The 19,632-nt window shown below is 43.7% G+C and carries 18 protein-coding genes and 1 tRNA gene; 18 read left to right on the top strand and 1 reads right to left on the bottom strand.

Annotated elements, in window-relative coordinates:
• Nucleotides 1–34: 34 nt before the first annotated feature.
• Nucleotides 35–108 (top strand) — tRNA-Asn (locus tag MK370_RS05370).
• 202 nt (nt 109–310) lie between these two features.
• Here the strand turns inward: MK370_RS05370 and MK370_RS05365 are convergent.
• Entirely contained in the window at nt 311–1,675 is a 1,365-nt protein-coding gene (locus MK370_RS05365) for an aspartate kinase (RefSeq protein ID WP_268684455.1), read from the bottom strand.
• Between the two features lie 250 nt (nt 1,676–1,925).
• Here MK370_RS05365 and MK370_RS05360 point away from each other — a divergent pair, with 250 nt between their 5' ends.
• From MK370_RS05360 to MK370_RS05280, 17 genes are all read left to right on the top strand, one after another.
• Nucleotides 1,926–2,717 (top strand): enoyl-CoA hydratase, encoded by a 792-nt coding sequence (locus tag MK370_RS05360; RefSeq protein ID WP_268684454.1) that lies wholly within the window; start codon nt 1,926–1,928, stop codon nt 2,715–2,717.
• A 141-nt stretch (nt 2,718–2,858) separates the two neighbouring features.
• Nucleotides 2,859–3,293, top strand: coding sequence for a MarR family winged helix-turn-helix transcriptional regulator (locus MK370_RS05355; RefSeq protein ID WP_268684453.1), 435 nt, complete (start codon nt 2,859–2,861; stop codon nt 3,291–3,293).
• Entirely contained in the window at nt 3,293–4,267 is a 975-nt protein-coding gene (locus MK370_RS05350) for a beta-ketoacyl-ACP synthase III (protein WP_268684452.1), read from the top strand. The genes MK370_RS05355 and MK370_RS05350 overlap by 1 nt, the downstream gene beginning before the upstream one ends.
• Before the next feature lie 55 nt (nt 4,268–4,322).
• On the top strand, nt 4,323–4,547 hold the full coding sequence (locus MK370_RS05345) for an acyl carrier protein (protein ID WP_002893611.1): 225 nt from the start codon (nt 4,323–4,325) through the stop codon (nt 4,545–4,547).
• 136 nt (nt 4,548–4,683) lie between these two features.
• Nucleotides 4,684–5,658: an enoyl-[acyl-carrier-protein] reductase FabK gene (gene fabK / locus MK370_RS05340; RefSeq protein WP_002893610.1), complete on the top strand. Its 975-nt coding sequence runs from the start codon at nt 4,684–4,686 to the stop codon at nt 5,656–5,658.
• Complete coding sequence (gene fabD, locus MK370_RS05335; RefSeq protein ID WP_268684451.1) at nt 5,651–6,571, top strand: ACP S-malonyltransferase; 921 nt, start codon at nt 5,651–5,653, stop codon at nt 6,569–6,571. Before fabK ends, fabD begins: the two co-directional genes overlap by 8 nt.
• A 12-nt stretch (nt 6,572–6,583) precedes the next feature.
• The gene (gene fabG / locus MK370_RS05330) at nt 6,584–7,318 is read left to right on the top strand and encodes a 3-oxoacyl-[acyl-carrier-protein] reductase (RefSeq protein WP_268684450.1); all 735 of its coding nucleotides are present in this window, start codon (nt 6,584–6,586) and stop codon (nt 7,316–7,318) included.
• 64 nt (nt 7,319–7,382) lie between these two features.
• A complete protein-coding gene (gene fabF, locus MK370_RS05325; protein ID WP_002901177.1) occupies nt 7,383–8,615 on the top strand; it encodes a beta-ketoacyl-ACP synthase II in 1,233 nt (410 codons plus the stop codon).
• Nucleotides 8,616–8,621: 6 nt separating this feature from the next.
• Nucleotides 8,622–9,041, top strand: coding sequence for an acetyl-CoA carboxylase biotin carboxyl carrier protein (accB, locus tag MK370_RS05320; protein ID WP_268684449.1), 420 nt, complete (start codon nt 8,622–8,624; stop codon nt 9,039–9,041).
• Nucleotides 9,038–9,460 (top strand): 3-hydroxyacyl-ACP dehydratase FabZ, encoded by a 423-nt coding sequence (fabZ, locus tag MK370_RS05315; RefSeq protein ID WP_268684448.1) that lies wholly within the window; start codon nt 9,038–9,040, stop codon nt 9,458–9,460. Before accB ends, fabZ begins: the two co-directional genes overlap by 4 nt.
• A gap of 18 nt (nt 9,461–9,478) precedes the next feature.
• Nucleotides 9,479–10,846: an acetyl-CoA carboxylase biotin carboxylase subunit gene (locus tag MK370_RS05310; RefSeq protein ID WP_268684447.1), complete on the top strand. Its 1,368-nt coding sequence runs from the start codon at nt 9,479–9,481 to the stop codon at nt 10,844–10,846.
• A 99-nt stretch (nt 10,847–10,945) separates the two neighbouring features.
• A complete protein-coding gene (accD, locus tag MK370_RS05305) occupies nt 10,946–11,809 on the top strand; it encodes an acetyl-CoA carboxylase, carboxyltransferase subunit beta (RefSeq protein WP_268684446.1) in 864 nt (287 codons plus the stop codon).
• The gene (locus MK370_RS05300; RefSeq protein WP_268684445.1) at nt 11,806–12,576 is read left to right on the top strand and encodes an acetyl-CoA carboxylase carboxyl transferase subunit alpha; all 771 of its coding nucleotides are present in this window, start codon (nt 11,806–11,808) and stop codon (nt 12,574–12,576) included. The genes accD and MK370_RS05300 overlap by 4 nt, the downstream gene beginning before the upstream one ends.
• 199 nt (nt 12,577–12,775) lie before the next feature.
• Nucleotides 12,776–13,324, top strand: coding sequence for a carboxymuconolactone decarboxylase family protein (locus MK370_RS05295; RefSeq protein ID WP_125331945.1), 549 nt, complete (start codon nt 12,776–12,778; stop codon nt 13,322–13,324).
• Nucleotides 13,325–13,342: 18 nt separating this feature from the next.
• Complete coding sequence (locus MK370_RS05290; RefSeq protein WP_268684444.1) at nt 13,343–14,407, top strand: acyl-CoA dehydrogenase family protein; 1,065 nt, start codon at nt 13,343–13,345, stop codon at nt 14,405–14,407.
• Between the two features lie 72 nt (nt 14,408–14,479).
• Nucleotides 14,480–15,397 (top strand): TDT family transporter, encoded by a 918-nt coding sequence (locus tag MK370_RS05285; protein WP_268684443.1) that lies wholly within the window; start codon nt 14,480–14,482, stop codon nt 15,395–15,397.
• 293 nt (nt 15,398–15,690) lie between these two features.
• Entirely contained in the window at nt 15,691–19,389 is a 3,699-nt protein-coding gene (locus MK370_RS05280) for a pullulanase (RefSeq protein ID WP_268684442.1), read from the top strand.
• Nucleotides 19,390–19,632: the final 243 nt, after the last annotated feature.

Here is a 19,632-nt window from a genome sequence, read left to right as displayed (position 1 = left end):
CCCCCTGTGAGATATGGAAGTCGCTTAGCAGTTATCCGCCATAGCTCAGTTGGTAGTAGCGCATGACTGTTAATCATGATGTCGTAGGTTCGAGTCCTACTGGCGGAGTTTCAAAGAGGTTTTTACCTCTTTTTATTTTTAGTGATGGAGTATACTGGAGACAAGGTATTCTATAGTCTTATTTTAGTGTATTCTAAAGTTTGACTTTGTATTCTTTATAGTTGAATCAAAAAAGCAGAAGTTAGTCAGTGACTAGTTTCTGCTTTTTTGATTAGATTTTGTTTGATAAAAATGGTTTCTAGGTCTGGTCTTACTCCAGAGTTTGGGGTTCAAAGAAAGCTCGGTAAAGTGCACGAATGGCAGCTTTTTCTTGATTTTTTTCAACAACAAACATGATGGATACTTCGCTTGAGCCTTGGGACATCATTTGAATGTTGATGTTATTTTCGGAAAGAGATTTGGTTGCAGTGGCTGTTACACCGATATGACTTTTCATTTTTTCGCCAACAATCATGATAATGGAAAGGTCGTGTTCAATTTCTGCATGATCAACCTCAGCTTTTTGGACAAGTTGCCGAAGGATCTCTTCCTCTTTGATAGGAGTTAATTCGCGTTCCCGCAAGATAATGGAGAGGTCATCAATTCCTGTAGGCATATGCTCCCAACCAATATTCAGATCTTCAAGAATTTGAAGGACGCGTTTACCAAAGCCGATTTCTCTGTTCATCAGGTATTTGGACATATTAATGCTGACAAAGCCTGCATCTCCTGCAATTCCAACGACCGGTAAGTGTTCCTCACTGTGTTTATGAACAATTTGAGTGCCTGGATGTTCTGGGTTGTTGGTATTTTTAATAACCAGTGGAATTTTGCCGCGGTATGCTGGAAGCAGAGCTTCATCATGGAGAACAGTAAAGCCTGCGTAGGCTAATTCACGCATTTCACGATAGGTTAGCTCGGGAATGGAATGTGGTTTGTGGACAATTCCGGGATGGGCAGCAAAGATGCCATCAACATCGGTAAAGTTTTCATAAACATCTGCTTTGACTCCCGCGGCAATGATAGAACCTGTAATATCAGAACCACCACGGGAGAAAGTACAGATTTGGCCATCTTGAGTAACACCAAAGAAACCAGGGATAACAAGCACTTCGTCTGAATTATTGAGTTCTTCAATCTTATCATAGCTGGAAGGAAGAATTCTTGCATTGCCCGGTTCACTAGAAACAACGAGTCCCGCTTCTCTCGGATGTACATAGCTAGCTGGAACTCCATTTTGACTGAAATATGCTGCAATCAGTTTGGCATTGTTATTTTCTCCTGCAGCAAGAAAAGTATCATAAAGAAATGCGTTATCTTCAATTGGCAAAGTTGCAAGGCTTGTGATGCTTTTGGAAATTTTCTCCAGAACTTTTGGTTTCAAGCCTAGTTCTGCCACCATATCTGCATAGCGGTTGATAATCCACTGTTGGTTTGGTGTGACATCATTTCCTGCTATATACTCTCGGTAATATTTAATCAGGGCATCGGTTACTTTGATATCGTCGTCGTGGCGTTTTCCTGGCGCTGATACTACAACAAACCGACGTTCAGGATCAGATTTGACAATGTTCAAAACTTTTTCTAATTGAGTCGCAGAAGCCAGTGAACTTCCACCAAATTTTACAACTTTCATTGGTTCTCCTATCTTATTTTAAAAATTATAACAAAATTCTGAAAATTATTCAAACGCTGTTTTTATACTATTTTTATCCAAATTATTACTTTTACACTTCAAATTTGAAGAGCATCTAATTTTTCCCATTTTTTATTTCCTTTCTTTTATATTTTATGATAAAATATAAGTTGTGTATAATTTGAATATCAAATTATTTAAGAATAAAATAAAACGGCTGATTTGAGATCAGGTCGGGAATGGAGCTGAAATGACATTTAATGGAATTCTCTATCATGTAGCAGATGAGGTAGCAACGATTACTTTCAATCGTCCTGAAGTTTCAAATGGCTTTAATATTCCTATGTGTGAGGAAATTTTAGAGGCTATTGAACTTGCTGCTAAGGATGAGTCCGTCAAATTTTTAGTTATCAATGCGAATGGAAAGGTTTTTTCAGTGGGTGGAGACTTGGCTGAGATGCAGAGAGCAGTCAGTGATGATGATGTCCAATCCTTGGTGAAAATCGCTGAATTGGTCAATAATATTTCTTTTGCTATGAAACGTCTTCCTAAGCCTGTCATCATGAGCGTTGATGGTCCTGTTGCTGGTGCGGCTGCCAATATGGTCGTTGCAGCGGATTTCTGTATTGCGACTGAAAAATCCCGTTTCATTCAAGCATTTGTCGGAGTTGGTCTGGCGCCAGATGCTGGCGGTCTTTACTTACTGACTCGTGCTATTGGGGTGACTCGGGCGACACATCTGGTTATGACTGGGGAAGCTCTGACTGCAGAGAAAGCTCTGGATTATGGCTTGCTTTATAAAGTCTGTGAAGCAGAGAAATTAGAAAAAACAACGGAACAGTTGCTCAAGAAGCTGAAACGTGGCTCTCTGAATTCTTACAGAGCCATGAAAGAAATGGTCTGGAAGAGTTTGTTCAGCGGCTGGTCTGAGTATGCAGAACTAGAGTTGGAACTGCAGAAATCGCTCGCTTTCACAGAAGATTTCAAAGAGGGTGTTCGGGCTTATTCTGAGAAACGTCGTCCAAACTTCACTGGTAAATAATGTATTGGTTCAAGGTTGCTTATTTTGCAAGTTGTTTACAAAAATATTTGAAAATCAAATTAATTTTCAAAAAAGCTTGCAAATTACTTTTCTATCTGATAAAATTTGATTGTCAAAGTATTTTCTTAAGGAGGTCTGGTTTTGAATTTTCAGTTAGTAAATGATTACTTAACGTCTATTTTCAATAATGTCTTGGTTATTGAAGAATCGAGCCTAAGAAGCAGTCGCTTCAAAGACGTCTCCATTAAGGAAATGCATACGATAGATGTCATCGGCACAACCCCAAATGCTACTCCAAGTGATATATCACGAGAATTGATGGTTACTTTGGGAACTGTTACAACTAGTTTGAATAATCTGGAGCGTAAGGGTTATATTGAGAGGCGTCGGTCGGAAGTTGACCGTCGTGTGGTGCATCTAAATTTGACAAAGAATGGGCGGCTTTTGTATCGTCTTCACAAGCGATTCCACAACCGCATGGTCATGCAGGTAGTGGATGGGATGAGTCCAGAAGAGAGACAAGTGATGCAAAAGGGCCTGCAAAATTTATATAGTTTCCTAGAGGATTTGAAATAATGAACTATGCTAAGATTAGCCAGGTGGCTCATTATGCTCCCCGTCAGGTTGTCAGCAATGATGATCTAGCCGAGATTATGGATACCAGTGATGAGTGGATTTCAAGTCGAACTGGGATTAAAAACCGCCATTTATCGTCAGATGAAACGACCAGTGATTTAGCTACAAAAGTAGCAGAGAATTTGCTGCAAAAGTCAGGAATTTCTGCTCAAGATCTAGATTTTATCATTGTTGCCACCATTACGCCGGATTCTTTAATGCCTTCAACAGCTGCTAGAGTACAGGCAAATATCGGTGCTAAGAATGCATTTGCCTTTGATCTGACGGCGGCCTGCAGTGGCTTTATCTTCGCAATATCTACTGGGGAAAAATTTATTTCTTCAGGCCGTTATCAAAAAGGTCTAGTCATAGGAAGTGAGACGCTCTCTAAGACTGTAGATTGGTTGGATCGTTCAACAGCGGTTCTCTTTGGAGATGGTGCTGGCGGTGTCCTGTTGGAAAGTGCTTCAGAACAGCATTTTTTGGCAGAAAGTCAGTTTACTGACGGATCTCGCGGAGAGAGTTTGACCTGTGGAAAAATCGGTTTGTCTTCACCTTTTTCTAAAAAAGGTGAGAATCAGCCTTATCTGACAATGGACGGTAGAGCTATTTTTGATTTTGCTATTCGTGATGTTGCTCGTTCTATTAAGGAAACCATTGAAAGCAGTCAGCTTTCAGCAGAAGATTTGGATTTTCTGTTGCTGCATCAGGCCAATATCCGCATTTTGGATAAAATGGCTAAGAAGCTTGGTGTTGCTCAGGAGAAACTTCCGGCCAACATGATGGAATATGGCAATACTAGTGCAGCTAGCATCCCGATTTTATTATCTGAGTGTGTCGAGCAAGGACTGATCAAACTGAACGGAAATCAGATAATTTTGATGTCAGGTTTCGGTGGAGGTTTGACATGGGGCACGCTTATTGTTACAATTTAGTTAATCAAGTGGAAACACATGATAAAAAATATTTTATTTTTAAAGGAGTCTATCCATGGCAGTATTTGAAAAAGTACAAGAAATTATCGTTGAAGAACTTGGCAAAGAGCCATCAGAAGTTACTCTTGAGTCAACTTTCGATGATCTTGAAGCAGATTCATTGGACTTGTTCCAAGTGATTTCAGAAATTGAAGATGCATTTGACATCCAAATCGAAACTGAAGAAGGTTTGAACACAGTTGGTGATTTGGTTGCTTATGTAGAAGAAAAAACTAAATAAGCAAGTAACTGAGAGTATCGAAAGATATTCTCTCTTGTTTAGGTAATAGTTTGACTGTCAAAGTAAAGAAAATACATCCAGTATGTGATAGTTTGAGATCAAGCTATTACTTAAGCAATGATAAAAGGAAGGTATTATGCAAACACGTATTACAGAATTATTGAATATTGATTATCCTATTTTCCAAGGCGGGATGGCCTGGGTTGCTGACGGTGACTTGGCTGGCGCGGTTTCAAAAGCTGGCGGTCTTGGTATCATCGGTGGCGGAAATGCACCCAAGGAAGTGGTAAAGGCTAATATTGACAAGATTAAGTCTTTGACGGACCGTCCTTTTGGAGTTAACATCATGCTCCTTTCTCCTTTTGCAGACGACATTGTGGATCTCGTCATTGAAGAGGGAGTAAAAGTAGTAACAACTGGTGCGGGTAATCCAAGCAAGCACATGGCTCGTTTCCATGAAGCGGGGATTACAGTTATCCCTGTTGTGCCAAGTGTGGCTTTGGCTAAGCGAATGGAAAAAATCGGTGCGGATGCAGTCATCGCAGAAGGTATGGAAGCCGGTGGTCACATCGGAAAATTGACTACCATGTCCTTGGTTCGTCAGGTTGCAGAAGCAGTCAGCATTCCGGTTATTGCTGCAGGTGGTATTGCGGACGGTTCTGGGGCTGCGGCTGGCTTTATGCTGGGAGCGGAGGCTGTTCAGGTCGGAACTCGCTTTGTTGTTGCTAAGGAATCCAATGCCCATCAAAACTATAAGAACATGATTTTGAAGGCTCGCGATATTGATACAACTATCTCTGCCCAGCATTTTGGTCATGCGGTTCGTGCTATTAAGAATAAGCTGACGCGTGATTTCGAAAAGGCAGAAAAAGAAGCCTTCAAGCAAGAAAATCCAGATTTGACTGTTTTTGAAAATCTGGGTGCTGGTGCTTTGGCTAATGCGGTTGTTCGCGGAGATGTGGAAAATGGTTCCGTCATGTCTGGTCAAATTGCTGGTTTAATCAGTAAGGAAGAAACAGTCGAAGAAATTCTCAAAGATATCTACTATGGTGCTGCTGAGAAGATTCAGCAGGAAGCAAAACGTTGGGCAGGAGTAACTAGAAATGACTAAAAGAGCCTTTCTCTTTGCCGGTCAGGGAGCGCAGTACCTAGGAATGGGGCGCGAGCTTTATGATCAGTATGAGCTTGTGAGGTTAACTTTTGATGAGGCTAGCCAAGTTCTAGGCTATGATGTCCGAGCTTTGATTGATCAAGATGAAGAAAAGCTCAATCAAACTCGCTACACGCAACCGGCTATTTTAACGACTTCAGTAGCTATTTATCGGATCTTGGCTGATAAGGGAATAGAACCTGATATGGTAGCTGGTCTCTCGCTTGGAGAATATTCTGCTTTGGTAGCTGCTGGCGCTCTTGATTTTAAGACGGTGGTGGCCTTGGTTGCTAAGCGGGGTAGCTTCATGGAAGAGGCAGCTCCAGCTGGCTCTGGGAAAATGGTCGCAGTTTTAAATGCTGAGGTTTCTCTCATTGAAGAGGTCTGTCAAGAAGCAAGCGCTATTGGTGTAGTCTCACCAGCTAACTATAATACGCCTAGTCAGATTGTTATTGGTGGAGAAGTCGCAGCGGTAGATAAAGCTGTGGAGCTTTTGAAAGATGCCGGTGTCAAGCGCTTAATCCCGCTCAATGTATCCGGACCTTTCCATACGGCGCTTTTAAAGCCAGCCAGCCAACGATTGGCAGAAGTCTTGGAAACAGTTGAGTTTTCAGATTTTGTACGGCCATTAGTCGGAAATACAGAAGCAACTGTGATGGAAAAAGAGAGAGTCAGAGAGCTTTTGACTCGTCAGGTAATGGAGCCAGTGCGCTTTTATGACAGCATTGCTAAAATGCAGGAAGCTGGTGTGACTGAGTTTGTCGAAATTGGTCCTGGCAAAGTTCTGTCTGGTTTTATTAGGAAAATTGATAAATCTGCGGATGTACGCCAAGTTGAAGATGTAGAAAGTTTGAATTCTCTTCTAGAAAAATAATGAGGAATCATCATGGAATTACAAAACAAGAATGTGTTAATTACAGGGTCCGCTCGTGGGATTGGGCTGGCAATTGCGCATAAATTTGCCAGTGTCGGAGCCAATGTTATCTTAAACGGACTAAGCGGGATTTCTGATGATATTTTGGCTGAATTTGCCGGCTATTCTGGTAAAGTCGTAGCTGTTATTGGGGATGTGTCTAAAGCTGCGGATGCTCAGCGGATAGTGGAAGAAGCTGTTGTGGCTCTGGGGTCTGTGGATGTATTGGTCAATAACGCTGGTATTACACGTGATAAGCTGATGCTGAAAATGACGGAAGAAGATTTTGAGCAGGTGCTGAAAGTGAACTTGACTGGAACATTCAATATGACACAATCAGTCCTGAAACCGATGACAAAAGCTCGTCAGGGTGCTATTATCAACCTATCGAGTGTCGTTGGTTTGGCTGGAAATATCGGTCAGGCAAACTATGCAGCTTCCAAGTCCGGTCTGATTGGTTTTTCTAAGTCAGTAGCCCGTGAAGTGGCAGCGCGTAATATCCGTGTCAACTGTATTGCCCCTGGCTTTATCGCATCTGATATGACAGATGTACTTCCAGAAAAAGTAAAGGCGGCGTCTCTGGCACTCATTCCAATGAAGCGTTTTGGCACTCCAGAAGAAGTTGCGGATGTTGCTCTCTTCTTGGCAGGTCAAGAATATCTGACGGGTCAAGTCATCACGATTGATGGCGGCTTTACTATGCAGTAAGTCACAATTTTTGAATATTAACGAGTAGAAAATCAGTTGATTCATCTAAATAAAGGAGCTCAATATGAAACTTAATCGAGTTGTTGTAACAGGATATGGTTTAACTTCACCTATCGGGAATACTCCAGAAGAATTCTGGAATAATTTAAAAGAAGGCAATATTGGAATCGGTCCAATTACTAAATTTGATCATAGTGAATACAGTGTTCACAATGCGGCGGAAATTCAGGATTTTCCATTTGATAAATATTTTGTCAAAAAGGATACCAACCGTTATGATAATTACACTCTTTATGCGCTTTATGCCTCTCAAGAAGCGGTGAATAATGCTCACTTAGATGTAGATACGCTGGATAAGGATCGCTTTGGTGTTATTGTTGCTTCAGGTATCGGTGGGATTCAGGAAATCGAAGAGCAGGTTGTCCGCTTGCATGAAAAAGGTCCTAAACGTATCAAACCTTTGACCTTGCCAAAAGCCCTGCCAAATATGGGGGCAGGAAATGTGGCTATGCGCTTTGGAGCCAATGGTATCTGTAAGTCTGTCAATACGGCCTGTGCCTCAGCAAACGATGCGATTGGTGAAGCTTTCCGCTCAATTAAGTTCGGTTATCAAGATGTGATGCTGGTTGGTGGTTCAGAAGCTTCTATTACACCATTTGCGATTGCTGGTTTCCAAGCCCTGACTGCTCTTTCTACCACAGAAGATCCTAAGCGCGCTTCTATTCCTTTTGACAAGGACCGCAATGGTTTTGTCATGGGTGAAGGTTCTGGTATGCTGGTTCTGGAAAGTTTGGAACATGCTGAGAAACGCGGAGCTACTATCTTGGCTGAGGTAGTAGGATACGGTCATACTTGTGACGCTTACCATATGACTTCTCCGCATCCAGAAGGTTTGGGCGCTATCAAGGCGATCAAACAAGCGGTTGAAGAAGCTGAAATTGAGCCAAAAGATGTGGCTTATGTCAATGCTCACGGTACATCAACCCCTGCTAACGAAAAAGGCGAAAGCGGAGCCATTGTTTCTGTCTTTGGTAAAGATGTAGCGGTGTCTTCAACTAAATCCTTTACAGGACACCTGCTCGGAGCGGCGGGCGCAGTTGAGGCTATTGCGACGATTGAAGCAATGCGTCATAGCTATGTGCCAAAAACAGCTGGTACAACAGAGCTGCCAGACTATATTGAGGCCAACGTTATTTACGGTCAAGGTAAGGAACAGGAAATCCCCTATGCGATTTCCAATACATTTGGCTTTGGTGGCCACAATGCCGTTCTTGCCTTTAAACGCTGGGAGGCTTAAAAACCTATGAATATCAACGAAATTAAAGATTTAATGGCGCAGTTTGACCAGTCTAGTCTGCGTGAGTTTTCTTACAAAAATCAGAGCGATGAGCTGACTTTTAGTAAGAATGAAGGTCAGGCTGCAGTTCCAACAGCAAGTTCAGCTCCAATTGCTGCACCTTTGCAGGCTGCGAGTGCACCTGCTGCTGAAGGTGATGTTGTGGAAAGTCCTTTGGTTGGTGTGGCTTACTTAGCAGCTGGTCCAGACAAGCCGCCGTTTGTATCTGTTGGAGACCAAGTTAAAAAAGGTCAAACCCTGATGATTATTGAAGCGATGAAGGTCATGAATGAAGTTCCAGCACCTAAAGATGGTCTGGTTACAGAAATTCTGGTTCAGAATGAAGAAATGGTTGAATTTGGGAAAGGGCTGGTACGCATCAAATGATTGATATTAATGCAATAAAAGAAGCACTTCCGCACCGCTACCCAATGCTTTTGGTAGATCGCGTTTTGGAAGTTAGTAAAGATGAGATTGTCGCTTTGAAAAATGTTACAGTCAATGAGCCATTCTTTAAAGGACATTTCCCTCAATACCCTGTCATGCCAGGTGTTTTGATTATGGAAGCTCTGGCTCAAACAGCCGGCGTACTGGAATTGTCTAAAGAAGAAAATAAGGGCAAACTGGTCTTCTATGCTGGCATGGACAAGGTTAAGTTCAAGAAGCAAGTTGTACCAGGTGATCAACTGATTATGACAGCTAAGTTTGTCAAGCGCCGTGGAACGATTGCGGTTGTAGAGGCGAAAGCGGAAGTTGATGGAAAACTTGCAGCCAGCGGTACTCTGACCTTTGCGATTGGCCAGTAGATAAAAGGAGCTTTCACCATGTTTCGTAAAATTTTAATTGCTAACCGTGGGGAAATTGCGGTCAGAATTATCCGTGCAGCCCGCGAATTGGGAATTGATACGGTAGCTGTTTATTCAACGGCTGACAAGGAAGCACTCCATACCTTACTGGCTGATGAGGCCGTCTGCATCGGTCCAGCCAAGTCTACAGATTCTTATCTGAATATGAACGCAGTCCTGTCTGCCGCTGTTCTGACAGGTGCAGAAGCCATTCATCCTGGTTTTGGTTTTTTGAGTGAAAACTCCAAATTTGCGACCATGTGCGAAGAAGTCGGCATTAAGTTTATTGGTCCTTCTGGTGCTGTCATGGACCTGATGGGGGACAAGATTAATGCCCGAGCTCAGATGATTAAGGCTGAAGTGCCAGTTATCCCAGGCTCTGATGGAGAAGTTCATACCTCTGAAGAAGCCTTGGAAGTCGCCGAAAAGATAGGCTATCCAGTCATGCTTAAAGCTTCGGCTGGCGGCGGCGGCAAGGGCATTCGTAAGGTTGAAAAGGCTGAGGATTTAGTAGCGGCCTTTGAGTCTGCTTCTAGCGAAGCAAAAGCAGCCTTTGGTAATGGTGCTATGTATATGGAGCGAGTAATCTATCCAGCGCGCCATATTGAAGTGCAGATTCTGGCAGATCAGCAGGGGCATGTGATCCACTTGGGCGAGCGGGATTGCTCTTTGCAGCGTAATAATCAGAAAGTGCTGGAAGAAAGTCCATCTGTGGCGATTGGGAAAACCCTGCGTCAGAAGATTGGTGAAGCAGCTGTTCGGGCTGCTCAGTCTGTCGGCTATGAAAATGCCGGAACGATTGAGTTTCTGCTTGATGAAGCCAAGGGTGAATTCTACTTTATGGAGATGAACACTCGGGTGCAGGTTGAGCATCCAGTCACCGAGTTTGTTACTGGTGTGGATATTGTAAAAGAGCAAATCAAGATTGCAAACGGTCAAGAGCTGTCCTTCAGTCAGGATGATGTTGAAATCCGAGGGCATGCGATTGAGTGTCGAATCAATGCTGAAAATCCAGCCTTTAACTTTGCGCCGAGTCCTGGTAAGATTTCAAATGTTTATCTACCAAGCGGTGGAGTGGGGCTGCGCGTGGATTCAGCCGTCTATCCTGGCTATACCATCCCCCCTTACTACGATAGCATGATTGCGAAGATAATTGTTCATGGGGAAAATCGCTTCGATGCTCTGATGAAGATGCAACGTGCACTCTATGAATTAGAAATTGACGGTGTTGTGACCAACAGCGGCTTCCAACTGGACCTAATCTCAGATCCTAATGTAATTGCTGGTGATTATGACACAGCCTTTCTCATGGAGAAGTTCCTTCCGGCTTATCAAGAGAAACAATAGATGAGACATGTAAGAGCTGCTCTGTAAACTCGAAAGACAGTGGCTCTTGCTGTTTGATGTGCATGAGTATAAAATCTTGAAAAGGAGAAGACGTAAACGATGGCTTTGTTTTCAAAGAAGGATAAATATATCCGTATCAATCCTAATCGAGCGAGTCGGGAAAAGCCTCAAGCAAAGCCTGAGGTACCAGACGAACTCTTTTCGAAATGCCCAGGTTGTAAGCATACCATTTACCAAAAGGATCTTGGAAATGACAGTGTGTGCCCTAACTGTGGCTATAATTTCCGTATTTCTGCTCATGAGCGCTTAAACCTAACCGTAGATGAGAATAGTTTTGAGGAGATGTTCATTGGAATTGAAACCAAGGATCCTCTAAACTTCCCTAATTATCAAGAAAAATTGGCTCTTACCCGAGAGAAGACAGGCTTAGATGAGGCGGTTCTGACTGGGACGGCTAGCATCAAGGGGCATAAAACGGCTCTTGGAATCATGGATTCAAACTTTATCATGGCTTCTATGGGGACAGTTGTGGGTGAAAAGATTACCCGTCTCTTTGAGTATGCGACAGAGCATAAATTGCCAGTAGTGCTGTTTACGGCTTCTGGCGGTGCTCGCATGCAGGAGGGCATTATGAGCTTGATGCAGATGGCTAAGGTCTCTGCGGCTGTTCAGCGGCACTCTGCTGCAGGCCTCTTCTATTTGACTGTCTTGACAGATCCGACAACTGGTGGTGTCACAGCCTCTTTTGCTATGGAGGGCGATATTATTCTGGCTGAAACTCAGGCTCTTGTTGGGTTTGCCGGGCGTCGGGTTATTGAGTCCACAGTTCGTGAGAAGCTGCCAGATGATTTTCAAAAGGCTGAATTTCTCATGGAGCATGGTTTTGTGGATGCTATCGTCAAGCGTGGTGACATGAGAGATACACTTGCTACCTTATTAGCATTCCATGGAGGTCAAGCATGACAAAAATCACTCGGATTATTAAAGAAGCGCGTGATCAGGCTCGTTTGACTGCGCTGGATTTTGCACAAGGAATTTTTGATAACTTCGTCGAGCTGCATGGAGATCGCTCTTTTCGAGATGACGGTGCAGTGATAGGCGGTATTGGGACGCTAAACGGTCAGCCTGTAACGGTGGTCGGTATTCAAAAAGGCCGCAATTTGCAGGACAATCTGCGCCGAAACTTTGGACAGCCACATCCGGAAGGCTACCGTAAGGCCCTGCGCTTCATGAAGCAGGCGGAAAAATTTGGCCGTCCTGTGGTAACTTTCATCAATACGGCTGGTGCCTACCCTGGTGTCGGTGCTGAGGAGCGCGGTCAAGGGGAAGCCATTGCCCGTAACTTGATGGAAATGAGCAATCTCAAAGTACCGATTATTGCCATCATCATTGGTGAAGGTGGCTCTGGTGGGGCTTTGGCTTTAGCTGTAGCAGACAAGGTCTGGATGCTGGAAAACTCTATGTATGCAGTTCTCAGTCCAGAAGGCTTTGCTTCTATCCTCTGGAAAGACGGCAGCCGCGCTATGGAAGCGGCAGAGCTGATGAAAATTACTTCACACGAGCTCTTGCAGATGGAAGTGGTGGATAAGGTTATTCCTGAAAGAGGCTTTAACAACCATGAATTACTGGCTGAAGTAAAAGAAGAAATCGCAACTGAGTTGAATAGTCTGTCTCAGCTACCCTTGGAGCAGTTACTGGAAAATCGCTACCAGAGATTCAGGAAATATTAAAAAATCGAAGCCCAAAGGCTTCTTTTTCTCGTTTCGGATTCTTGTTTGAAATTGATGTGGAGCTACCTTACGAGGGAAACATATTTTAGTTTGAAAAATCGCATTATATTCTCTTTATAGGACTTATATAAAATATATATTATACAAGCTATTGGTCCTATGTTAAGATAGTTTCTAATTAAAAGAAATGAGGTTTCATATGTCAGAATTTACTATCCACACGATTGAGTCCGCACCAGCTGAGGTAAAAGAAGTCCTGGAAACTGTTCAAAAAGATAACGGTGGCTACATTCCTAATCTTATTGGTCTTTTGGCCAATGCACCAACAGCATTGGAAACTTATCGGACGGTTGGAGCTATCAATCGCCGTAACAGCCTGACACCGACTGAGCGTGAAGTAGTGCAGATAACGGCCGCAGTTACCAACGGCTGTGCTTTCTGTGTAGCGGGTCATACAGCCTTTTCAATCAAGCAGATTCAAATGAATGATGATCTTTTGAAGGCTCTGCGCAATCGTACTCCGATTGATACAGATCCGAAGTTAGATACGCTTGCTAAATTTACCATTGCAGTCATCAATACTAAGGGACGGGTCGGAGATGAGGCGTTAGCGGACTTCCTAGAAGCGGGCTATACACATGAGAATGCTCTGGATGTAGTTCTGGGTGTTAGCCTTGCGACTCTTTGCAATTATGCTAATAATCTGGCCAACACGCCAATTAATCCGGAATTGCAGCCTTATGCCTAGTCTTTGAGGAGGTGGCAAATGACATTTTTTTCAGAAGAGTTTATCAACTGGTTGGATGACCACGCCGATCAAATTGACAAAGAATCCTGTGCAGCGGGTAACCAACTGATTGAGCGTATCGCCGCTGAAGGAGCCTTTAGGGTTGGCGTTCCAGAAGAGCTGGGAGGCCGAGGTGGCAATGATACGGATGTTATTGAAGTGCTCAAGGAGCTAGCTCACCATTCCTTGACCGCTTCCTTTATCTCTTGGGGACAAAGGACCTTCATTGATAACGTCTTAAAGTCTGCTAATTCCTACTTTAGAGACCACTATTTGGAAGGTCTCTTGTCAGGGGAATATGCAGGTGCGACAGCCCTGTCCAATGCTGTCAAATTCCTGTCGGACTTAGAAGAGTTAAATGTCTCTATTGTGGAAGAAGATGGGCAGCTTTATCTGAAAGGGCGTCTGCCTTGGGTAACCAATGCTCGCGCGGATCGCTTCCTCAGCATATTTGTTGCCGGTTTCGAAGACGGGAGTCACCAGCCGCTGGTTCTGGCTGTGCCGTCTGACGCGCAGAATTTCTCCCGTTCGGCGGATTTAGCGTTTGTATCCTTGCAAGGGGGAAATACAGCTGCCCTGACCTTTAATTATGTGCCTTTGCAAGAGGAATGGATTCTTGCACAAGATGCCCAGGCCTTTTTGGCAGAAAATCGCCCAGCTTTTCTAGGTTATCAGTTTGGTCTAGCTCTTGGCCTAGCAGAGAAGTCTTTGGCAGAGGTCGAAGCTAATCTGTCAGTCCGCTCTATTTTGAGAGAGGAGTGGGAGGAGCAAGTGGCTGTTCTGACTGAAATCCAGGAACAGCTCTATAGAGGTCTTCTCCAGTCTGGCTATTTTGTTGAGCGTCCTAAGGAGCTCTTCCAGCTGCGAATTGATATAGTTGATGTGGTAGCTCAAAGTCTGCTCTTGGAGCTGCAGGCTAGTGGAGGCAGAGGATATTTGAGTAATTCGACTTCTGGCTTTATCCGCCGTTGGAACGAAGGAGCTTTTCTTCCCATTGTCTCACCGAGTGCAGTCCAGCTGCGGCATATTTTAGAAGTTTCATAGAAATGATGGCAAACAAACATCTGATTGTCATTGAAGAGGGACTTCAAGACATTACTATAAAGGAGTTGCTTCGTGAACAGCAAACGACCGCCCATTCTTTTATCTGGGTTGATTCTTGGCCTATTTGGCTTAGCTAATCTTTTACTGAACTACTATTCTATCTTTTTCTACTTCTTGAATGGTCTAGCTTTGATACTTTGGCTTTATCTGACACTGGCTTTAGTGCTGTCATTTTCGGACTATCGGCAAGATTTGCAAAAGGCTCCTTTCTTATCGAGCTTTGCGACTTATCCTATGGCCAGTATGCTCTTAGCTTCTTACCTAAGTAAGCTTGGCTTATTTTGGGTGAGCCAGCTGCTTTGGTACATGGCCTTGCTGCTGCATATTTTTCTAATAGTTAACTTTACTTGGAAGTATGTGCTTAAGGCCGAGGGATTATATTTGACCCCGAGCTGGACGGTCCTATATGTTGGCTTGGCCATGGCAAGCTTGACTCAGGGTGTAGTTCATCAGCCGTTTTTGGGATATTTGGCTTGGTTTTTTGCTCTGCTACTGAGTTTGATTCTTTATCCCTTGTTTTACAAGGTTAGGCGGTCACAAAGGCTGCCTGATGCTTTAAGGCCACAGTGGGCCATTTACTGTGCGCCTTTCTCGCTCCTGCTGGGAAGCTATATCCGTCTGGCTGGTTCTGATGCTGAAGGTTGGTTTGTTGCCTTGCTGATCCTCTTATCGCAAGCCTTTTATCTCTTGGTCCTATTCCTTTTACCTCGCATTTTCCGACTGGGACCTCAGCTTAGCTGGTCAGCCTTGACCTTTCCTCTTGTCAATACAGCTTTTGCCCTGAAACTGGGACTTGATTTTCTAGGTTGGACCTGGCTTGTTTGGCTAAGTCATGCAGAAGCTCTGCTAGCTTTCGTAATTGTCCTCTATGTTTGTTTTTACTATACAGTCTCATTGCGAGCCAGAAAGATAACAAAAAATCCGAGATGACACTCTTTGAAAATCTGTTTTTGATTTTCTCTGAGTTGATCTCGGATTTTTTTATTTTGGTTATAGCCTGCATACAAGTCATCCATTTTCAAGTGTGCTCCTGACTGTCAAAGTTTGATTAAATCAGAAATAGTTCACTCTAATCATCAAAATCCACACAGAGAGCATGAAATATCTGAGTGAAAAAACTCTTCTTAAAAGCCTTTACAAGTTAAAAAAGAATCGGTATAATAAATACAGAAAACGTTTGCACAGATGTTCTCTATAAGAAAAAATAAAGGAGTTTTCTGTTTATGAAAAATAACTATCACCTACAGTCTCGGATGGGCGAAAAGCGTCATTATTTCGGCATCCGTCGCTTAAAAGTAGGAGTAGCCTCTGTTGTCATTGCCTCAGGTTTCCTACTGGGAAATGCCCAATTAGTCCAAGCGGATGAGGCGAGCACATCGGGCAGCCCAGCAACAGAAGCAGTCTCTGATGTAAATGCGGCAGCCCAATCTAAGTCAGCTGATGAAGAAAAAACTGGAGAGGCAGATAGTTCAGGAGCGGGGGCTTCAGAGCAGGCGGCTCCAACTGGTGTAGTGGCAGATCAAGCTCCAGCTAGTGCAGGTTCAGAAGCAGCTGGTCAAGATGCTGCAAATCCAAGTGAAAAAGACAAGCAAGAACCAGTTAGTCAGCCGCAGGCTCCGGCGAAAGATGCTATTGAAGAAGGCAATATTCGCTTTCATTTCAAAACCCTACCTTCACAAAATCTAGATAGCTTGGGCTTGTGGACTTGGGATGATGTCGAGACGCCTTCTAGCCAAAAGGGTGGTTGGCCAACTGGAGCGACTAGTTTTGCGACTGCTAAAGAAGATGACTACGGCTATTATCTTGATGTTAAAATGGCTGAGAAAAGAAGCAAAATCAGCCTTCTAATCAATAATACCGCAGGGCAAAATATTACAGGTGACAAGACAGTTGAACTGCTCAGTCCTCAGATGAATGAGGTTTGGTTTGACACGGACTATCAACCTCATACTTATGAGCCTTTCAAAAAAGGCATGGTACGAATCAACTACTATCGTACAGATGGCCAGTATGATAAGAATTCGCTCTGGCTCTGGGGAGATGTCCAAAACCCGAGCAAGAATTGGCCTGACGGAGTGGATTTTGAAAATACTGGGAAATACGGTCGCTATGTAGATGTCCCCTTGAAAGATGCTGCTAAGATGATTGGCTTTTTGCTTCTAGACGAAAGCAAATCAGGAGATGATGTGAAGATTCAAAATCAGGATTATAATTTCGCTAATTTGGAGAAAAATAGCCAGATTTTCTTGCGTGATGCGGATCCGACAGTTTATACCAACCCTTATTTTGTCAATGATATTCGTATGACGGGTGCCCAGCATATAGGCTTGACCGAGATTGAAGCCAGCTTTTCTACCTTAGAAAGTGCTAAAAAAGAGGACATTTTAAAGAACTTAAAGATTACAGACAAAGATGGCAATGAAGTCGCTGTTAAAGATGTGGTTCTGGATCCTAAGACTAAAAGCGCCAAATTCATCGGTGATTTTAACCAAGCTCAGTCACCTTACCTTATCAAATATGGCAATGACCAATTCAAAACCAGCATGAACTGGCAACTGAAGGATGGTATTTATAAGTATGATGGTGAATTGGGAGCGCGTGTTTCTCAAGCGGGCAAACAAGTGGACCTAACTTTCTGGTCACCAAGTGCGGACCAAGTCGATTTGGTAGTCTATGACAAAGAAGATCAGAACAAGGTCATTGGACGCCTGGCTATGCAAAAAGGCGAAGCTGGCACATGGATCAGTAGCTTGACACCTGAGAGCGGTCTAGGAATTTCTGATTATCAAGGGTATTTCTATCATTATGAAATTACTCGCGGCGGCAAAAAAGTTCTTGTGCTGGACCCCTATGCCAAGTCTTTAGCTGCTTGGAACAGTGAAGATGCGGACAAGGGGGATGCCTACAAGATTGCCAAGGCAGCTTTTGTAGATCCAAGTGAATATGGACCGAAAGACCTGACCTATGCTACTATACCGAACTTTAAGAAGCGGGAAGATGCCTTGATTTATGAGGTGCATGTTCGTGATTTCACATCTGATCCAGCTATCTCAAAGGATTTGAAATCTCAATTTGGAACCTTCTCAGCTTTCATTGAGAAATTAGATTATTTGAAAGACTTGGGAGTGACCCACGTTCAGCTCTTGCCAGTTCTAAGTTATTACTTTGTAAATGAGCTGAAAAATGCTGAGCGCATGGACAAGTACGCTTCCAGCAACAGCAACTATAACTGGGGCTATGACCCGCAAAACTACTTCTCACTGACAGGTATGTACTCCAGTGCGCCGACAGATCCAGCCAAGCGCATTGAGGAATTCAAAAACCTTGTCAACGAAATTCATAAGCGTGGAATGGGCGTTATACTGGATGTGGTCTATAATCATACGGCTAAGACCTCTATCTTTGAAGATTTGGAGCCCAATTACTACCACTTTATGGATGCGGATGGTACACCGAGATCCAGCTTTGGCGGCGGCCGCTTGGGTACTACTCACTATATGAGCAGACGGGTCTTGGTAGATTCGATCAAGTACCTGGCAGAGCAGTACAAGGTAGATGGTTTCCGCTTTGATATGATGGGGGATCACGATGCTGAGTCCATCCAAAAAGCCTACGAAGATGCCAAGAAGCTCAACCCAAATCTCATTATGCTGGGTGAGGGCTGGAAGACTTATGCAGGTGATGAAAATAAAGCTGTCCAGCCTGCTGATCAATCTTGGATGAAGTCAACAGATACGATAGCGGTCTTCTCAGATGATATTCGCAACACCTTGAAATCGGGTTATCCAAATGAGGGAACACCAGCCTTTATCACTGGTGGCAAGCGTAGTGTGGAAAATGTCTTCAAAAACATCAAAGCGCAGCCAACTAATTTCGAGGCGGATAGCCCGGGGGATGTAATCCAATACATCGCTGCTCATGATAATCTGACACTTTTTGATATCATTGCTCAGTCAATCAAGAAAGATCCGGCACTAGCTGCCAATTATCAGGAGATTCATCGCCGCCTGCGTCTGGGAAATCTGATGATTCTGACTTCACAAGGGACACCATTTATCCACTCTGGTCAAGAATACGGCCGGACCAAGCAATTCCGTGATCCTGCCTATAAATATCCTGTCTCAGAAGACAAGGTTCCAAACAAAGCGCATTTGTTGACCAATGAAGATGGCACGCCGTTTGACTATCCGTACTTCATTCATGATTCTTATGATTCGAGCGACGCGGTCAACCACTTTGACTGGACCAAGGCGACTGATTCGGAGAAGTTCCCTGAAAATGCCAAGAGTCGTGCCTATATGAAAGGCTTGATTGCCTTGCGGAAGTCAACGGATGCCTTTACCCGCAGCTCCAAAGATGAAGTGGAGCAAAATGTAAGCCTCATCACCCAGCCTGGCAAAGATGGTGTTGAGAAAGAAGATCTTGTTCTCGGTTACCAAGTGGTTGCGTCAAATGGCGATATTTATGCAGTCTTTGTCAATGCGGACACCAAGGAACGACAATTCAACTTTGGCGAAGCCTACAAGCATCTAGCAGGTGCAGAGGTTGTGGCAGATGGCAATACCGCAGGAGTGACAGCCATTTCTGATCCAGCAGGTGTCACCAGAAACAGCAATGGTTTAGCCCTAGCTCCGCTGACAGCGACTATTTTGCGACTTCGAAAAGTTACCCCAGCTCAGGAAGAAAAATCCCAAGCTCCAGTAGCTCAAGAAGAGCAGCTGTCTGCCGCTTCTGTAGCCAAGGCTCAGCCTCAGGCTTTATCCTTGGATGCGCAAAAACCTCAGGATTCAGCAGTAAAAGAAGCGGCTAGCCAAACAGAAAAAGCCTTGCCAAAAACTGGAACAAGCACTTCTCTACTGGCACTTTTAGGTGCCTTCCTTGCTTTCCTGGCAGGTCTGTTAACCTTTAGAAAGAAAGAGTAATAATTTGATGAATGCCCTGTGAGAAATTTTTTAGACTATGGCTAAATAAAGACGACTTCTAATAATGGAGGTCAGCTGAGATTTTTATCTCGGCTTTTTTGGTGTAAGGAATCTAAAAAGAATGCAGATGAAGCTAGGAGTGAAGTAAGACAAAAGGCCGAGAGCCTTAAGGAAGTTAATCCTTCAAAAAAATAGCGGATTATTAGATGCTCAGATAAGGGTTTTTCTTGACAATCATTATGA

The organism is Streptococcus sanguinis, assembly GCF_026781265.1.
GTDB lineage: Bacteria > Bacillota > Bacilli > Lactobacillales > Streptococcaceae > Streptococcus > Streptococcus sanguinis_T.
Note: the sequence above shows the minus strand (reverse complement) of the source record. Positions and strands in the feature narration are given on the sequence as shown.

Coding starts and splice junctions, on each gene's coding strand:
- MK370_RS05365 (WP_268684455.1), bottom strand. CDS start 1,675: ATGAAAGTTGTAAAATTTGGTGGAAGTTCACTGGCTTCTGCGACTCAA.
- MK370_RS05360 (WP_268684454.1), top strand. CDS start 1,926: ATGACATTTAATGGAATTCTCTATCATGTAGCAGATGAGGTAGCAACG.
- MK370_RS05350 (WP_268684452.1), top strand. CDS start 3,293: ATGAACTATGCTAAGATTAGCCAGGTGGCTCATTATGCTCCCCGTCAG.
- MK370_RS05345 (WP_002893611.1), top strand. CDS start 4,323: ATGGCAGTATTTGAAAAAGTACAAGAAATTATCGTTGAAGAACTTGGC.
- fabK (WP_002893610.1), top strand. CDS start 4,684: ATGCAAACACGTATTACAGAATTATTGAATATTGATTATCCTATTTTC.
- fabD (WP_268684451.1), top strand. CDS start 5,651: ATGACTAAAAGAGCCTTTCTCTTTGCCGGTCAGGGAGCGCAGTACCTA.
- fabG (WP_268684450.1), top strand. CDS start 6,584: ATGGAATTACAAAACAAGAATGTGTTAATTACAGGGTCCGCTCGTGGG.
- fabF (WP_002901177.1), top strand. CDS start 7,383: ATGAAACTTAATCGAGTTGTTGTAACAGGATATGGTTTAACTTCACCT.
- accB (WP_268684449.1), top strand. CDS start 8,622: ATGAATATCAACGAAATTAAAGATTTAATGGCGCAGTTTGACCAGTCT.
- fabZ (WP_268684448.1), top strand. CDS start 9,038: ATGATTGATATTAATGCAATAAAAGAAGCACTTCCGCACCGCTACCCA.
- MK370_RS05310 (WP_268684447.1), top strand. CDS start 9,479: ATGTTTCGTAAAATTTTAATTGCTAACCGTGGGGAAATTGCGGTCAGA.
- accD (WP_268684446.1), top strand. CDS start 10,946: ATGGCTTTGTTTTCAAAGAAGGATAAATATATCCGTATCAATCCTAAT.
- MK370_RS05300 (WP_268684445.1), top strand. CDS start 11,806: ATGACAAAAATCACTCGGATTATTAAAGAAGCGCGTGATCAGGCTCGT.
- MK370_RS05295 (WP_125331945.1), top strand. CDS start 12,776: ATGTCAGAATTTACTATCCACACGATTGAGTCCGCACCAGCTGAGGTA.
- MK370_RS05290 (WP_268684444.1), top strand. CDS start 13,343: ATGACATTTTTTTCAGAAGAGTTTATCAACTGGTTGGATGACCACGCC.
- MK370_RS05280 (WP_268684442.1), top strand. CDS start 15,691: ATGAAAAATAACTATCACCTACAGTCTCGGATGGGCGAAAAGCGTCAT.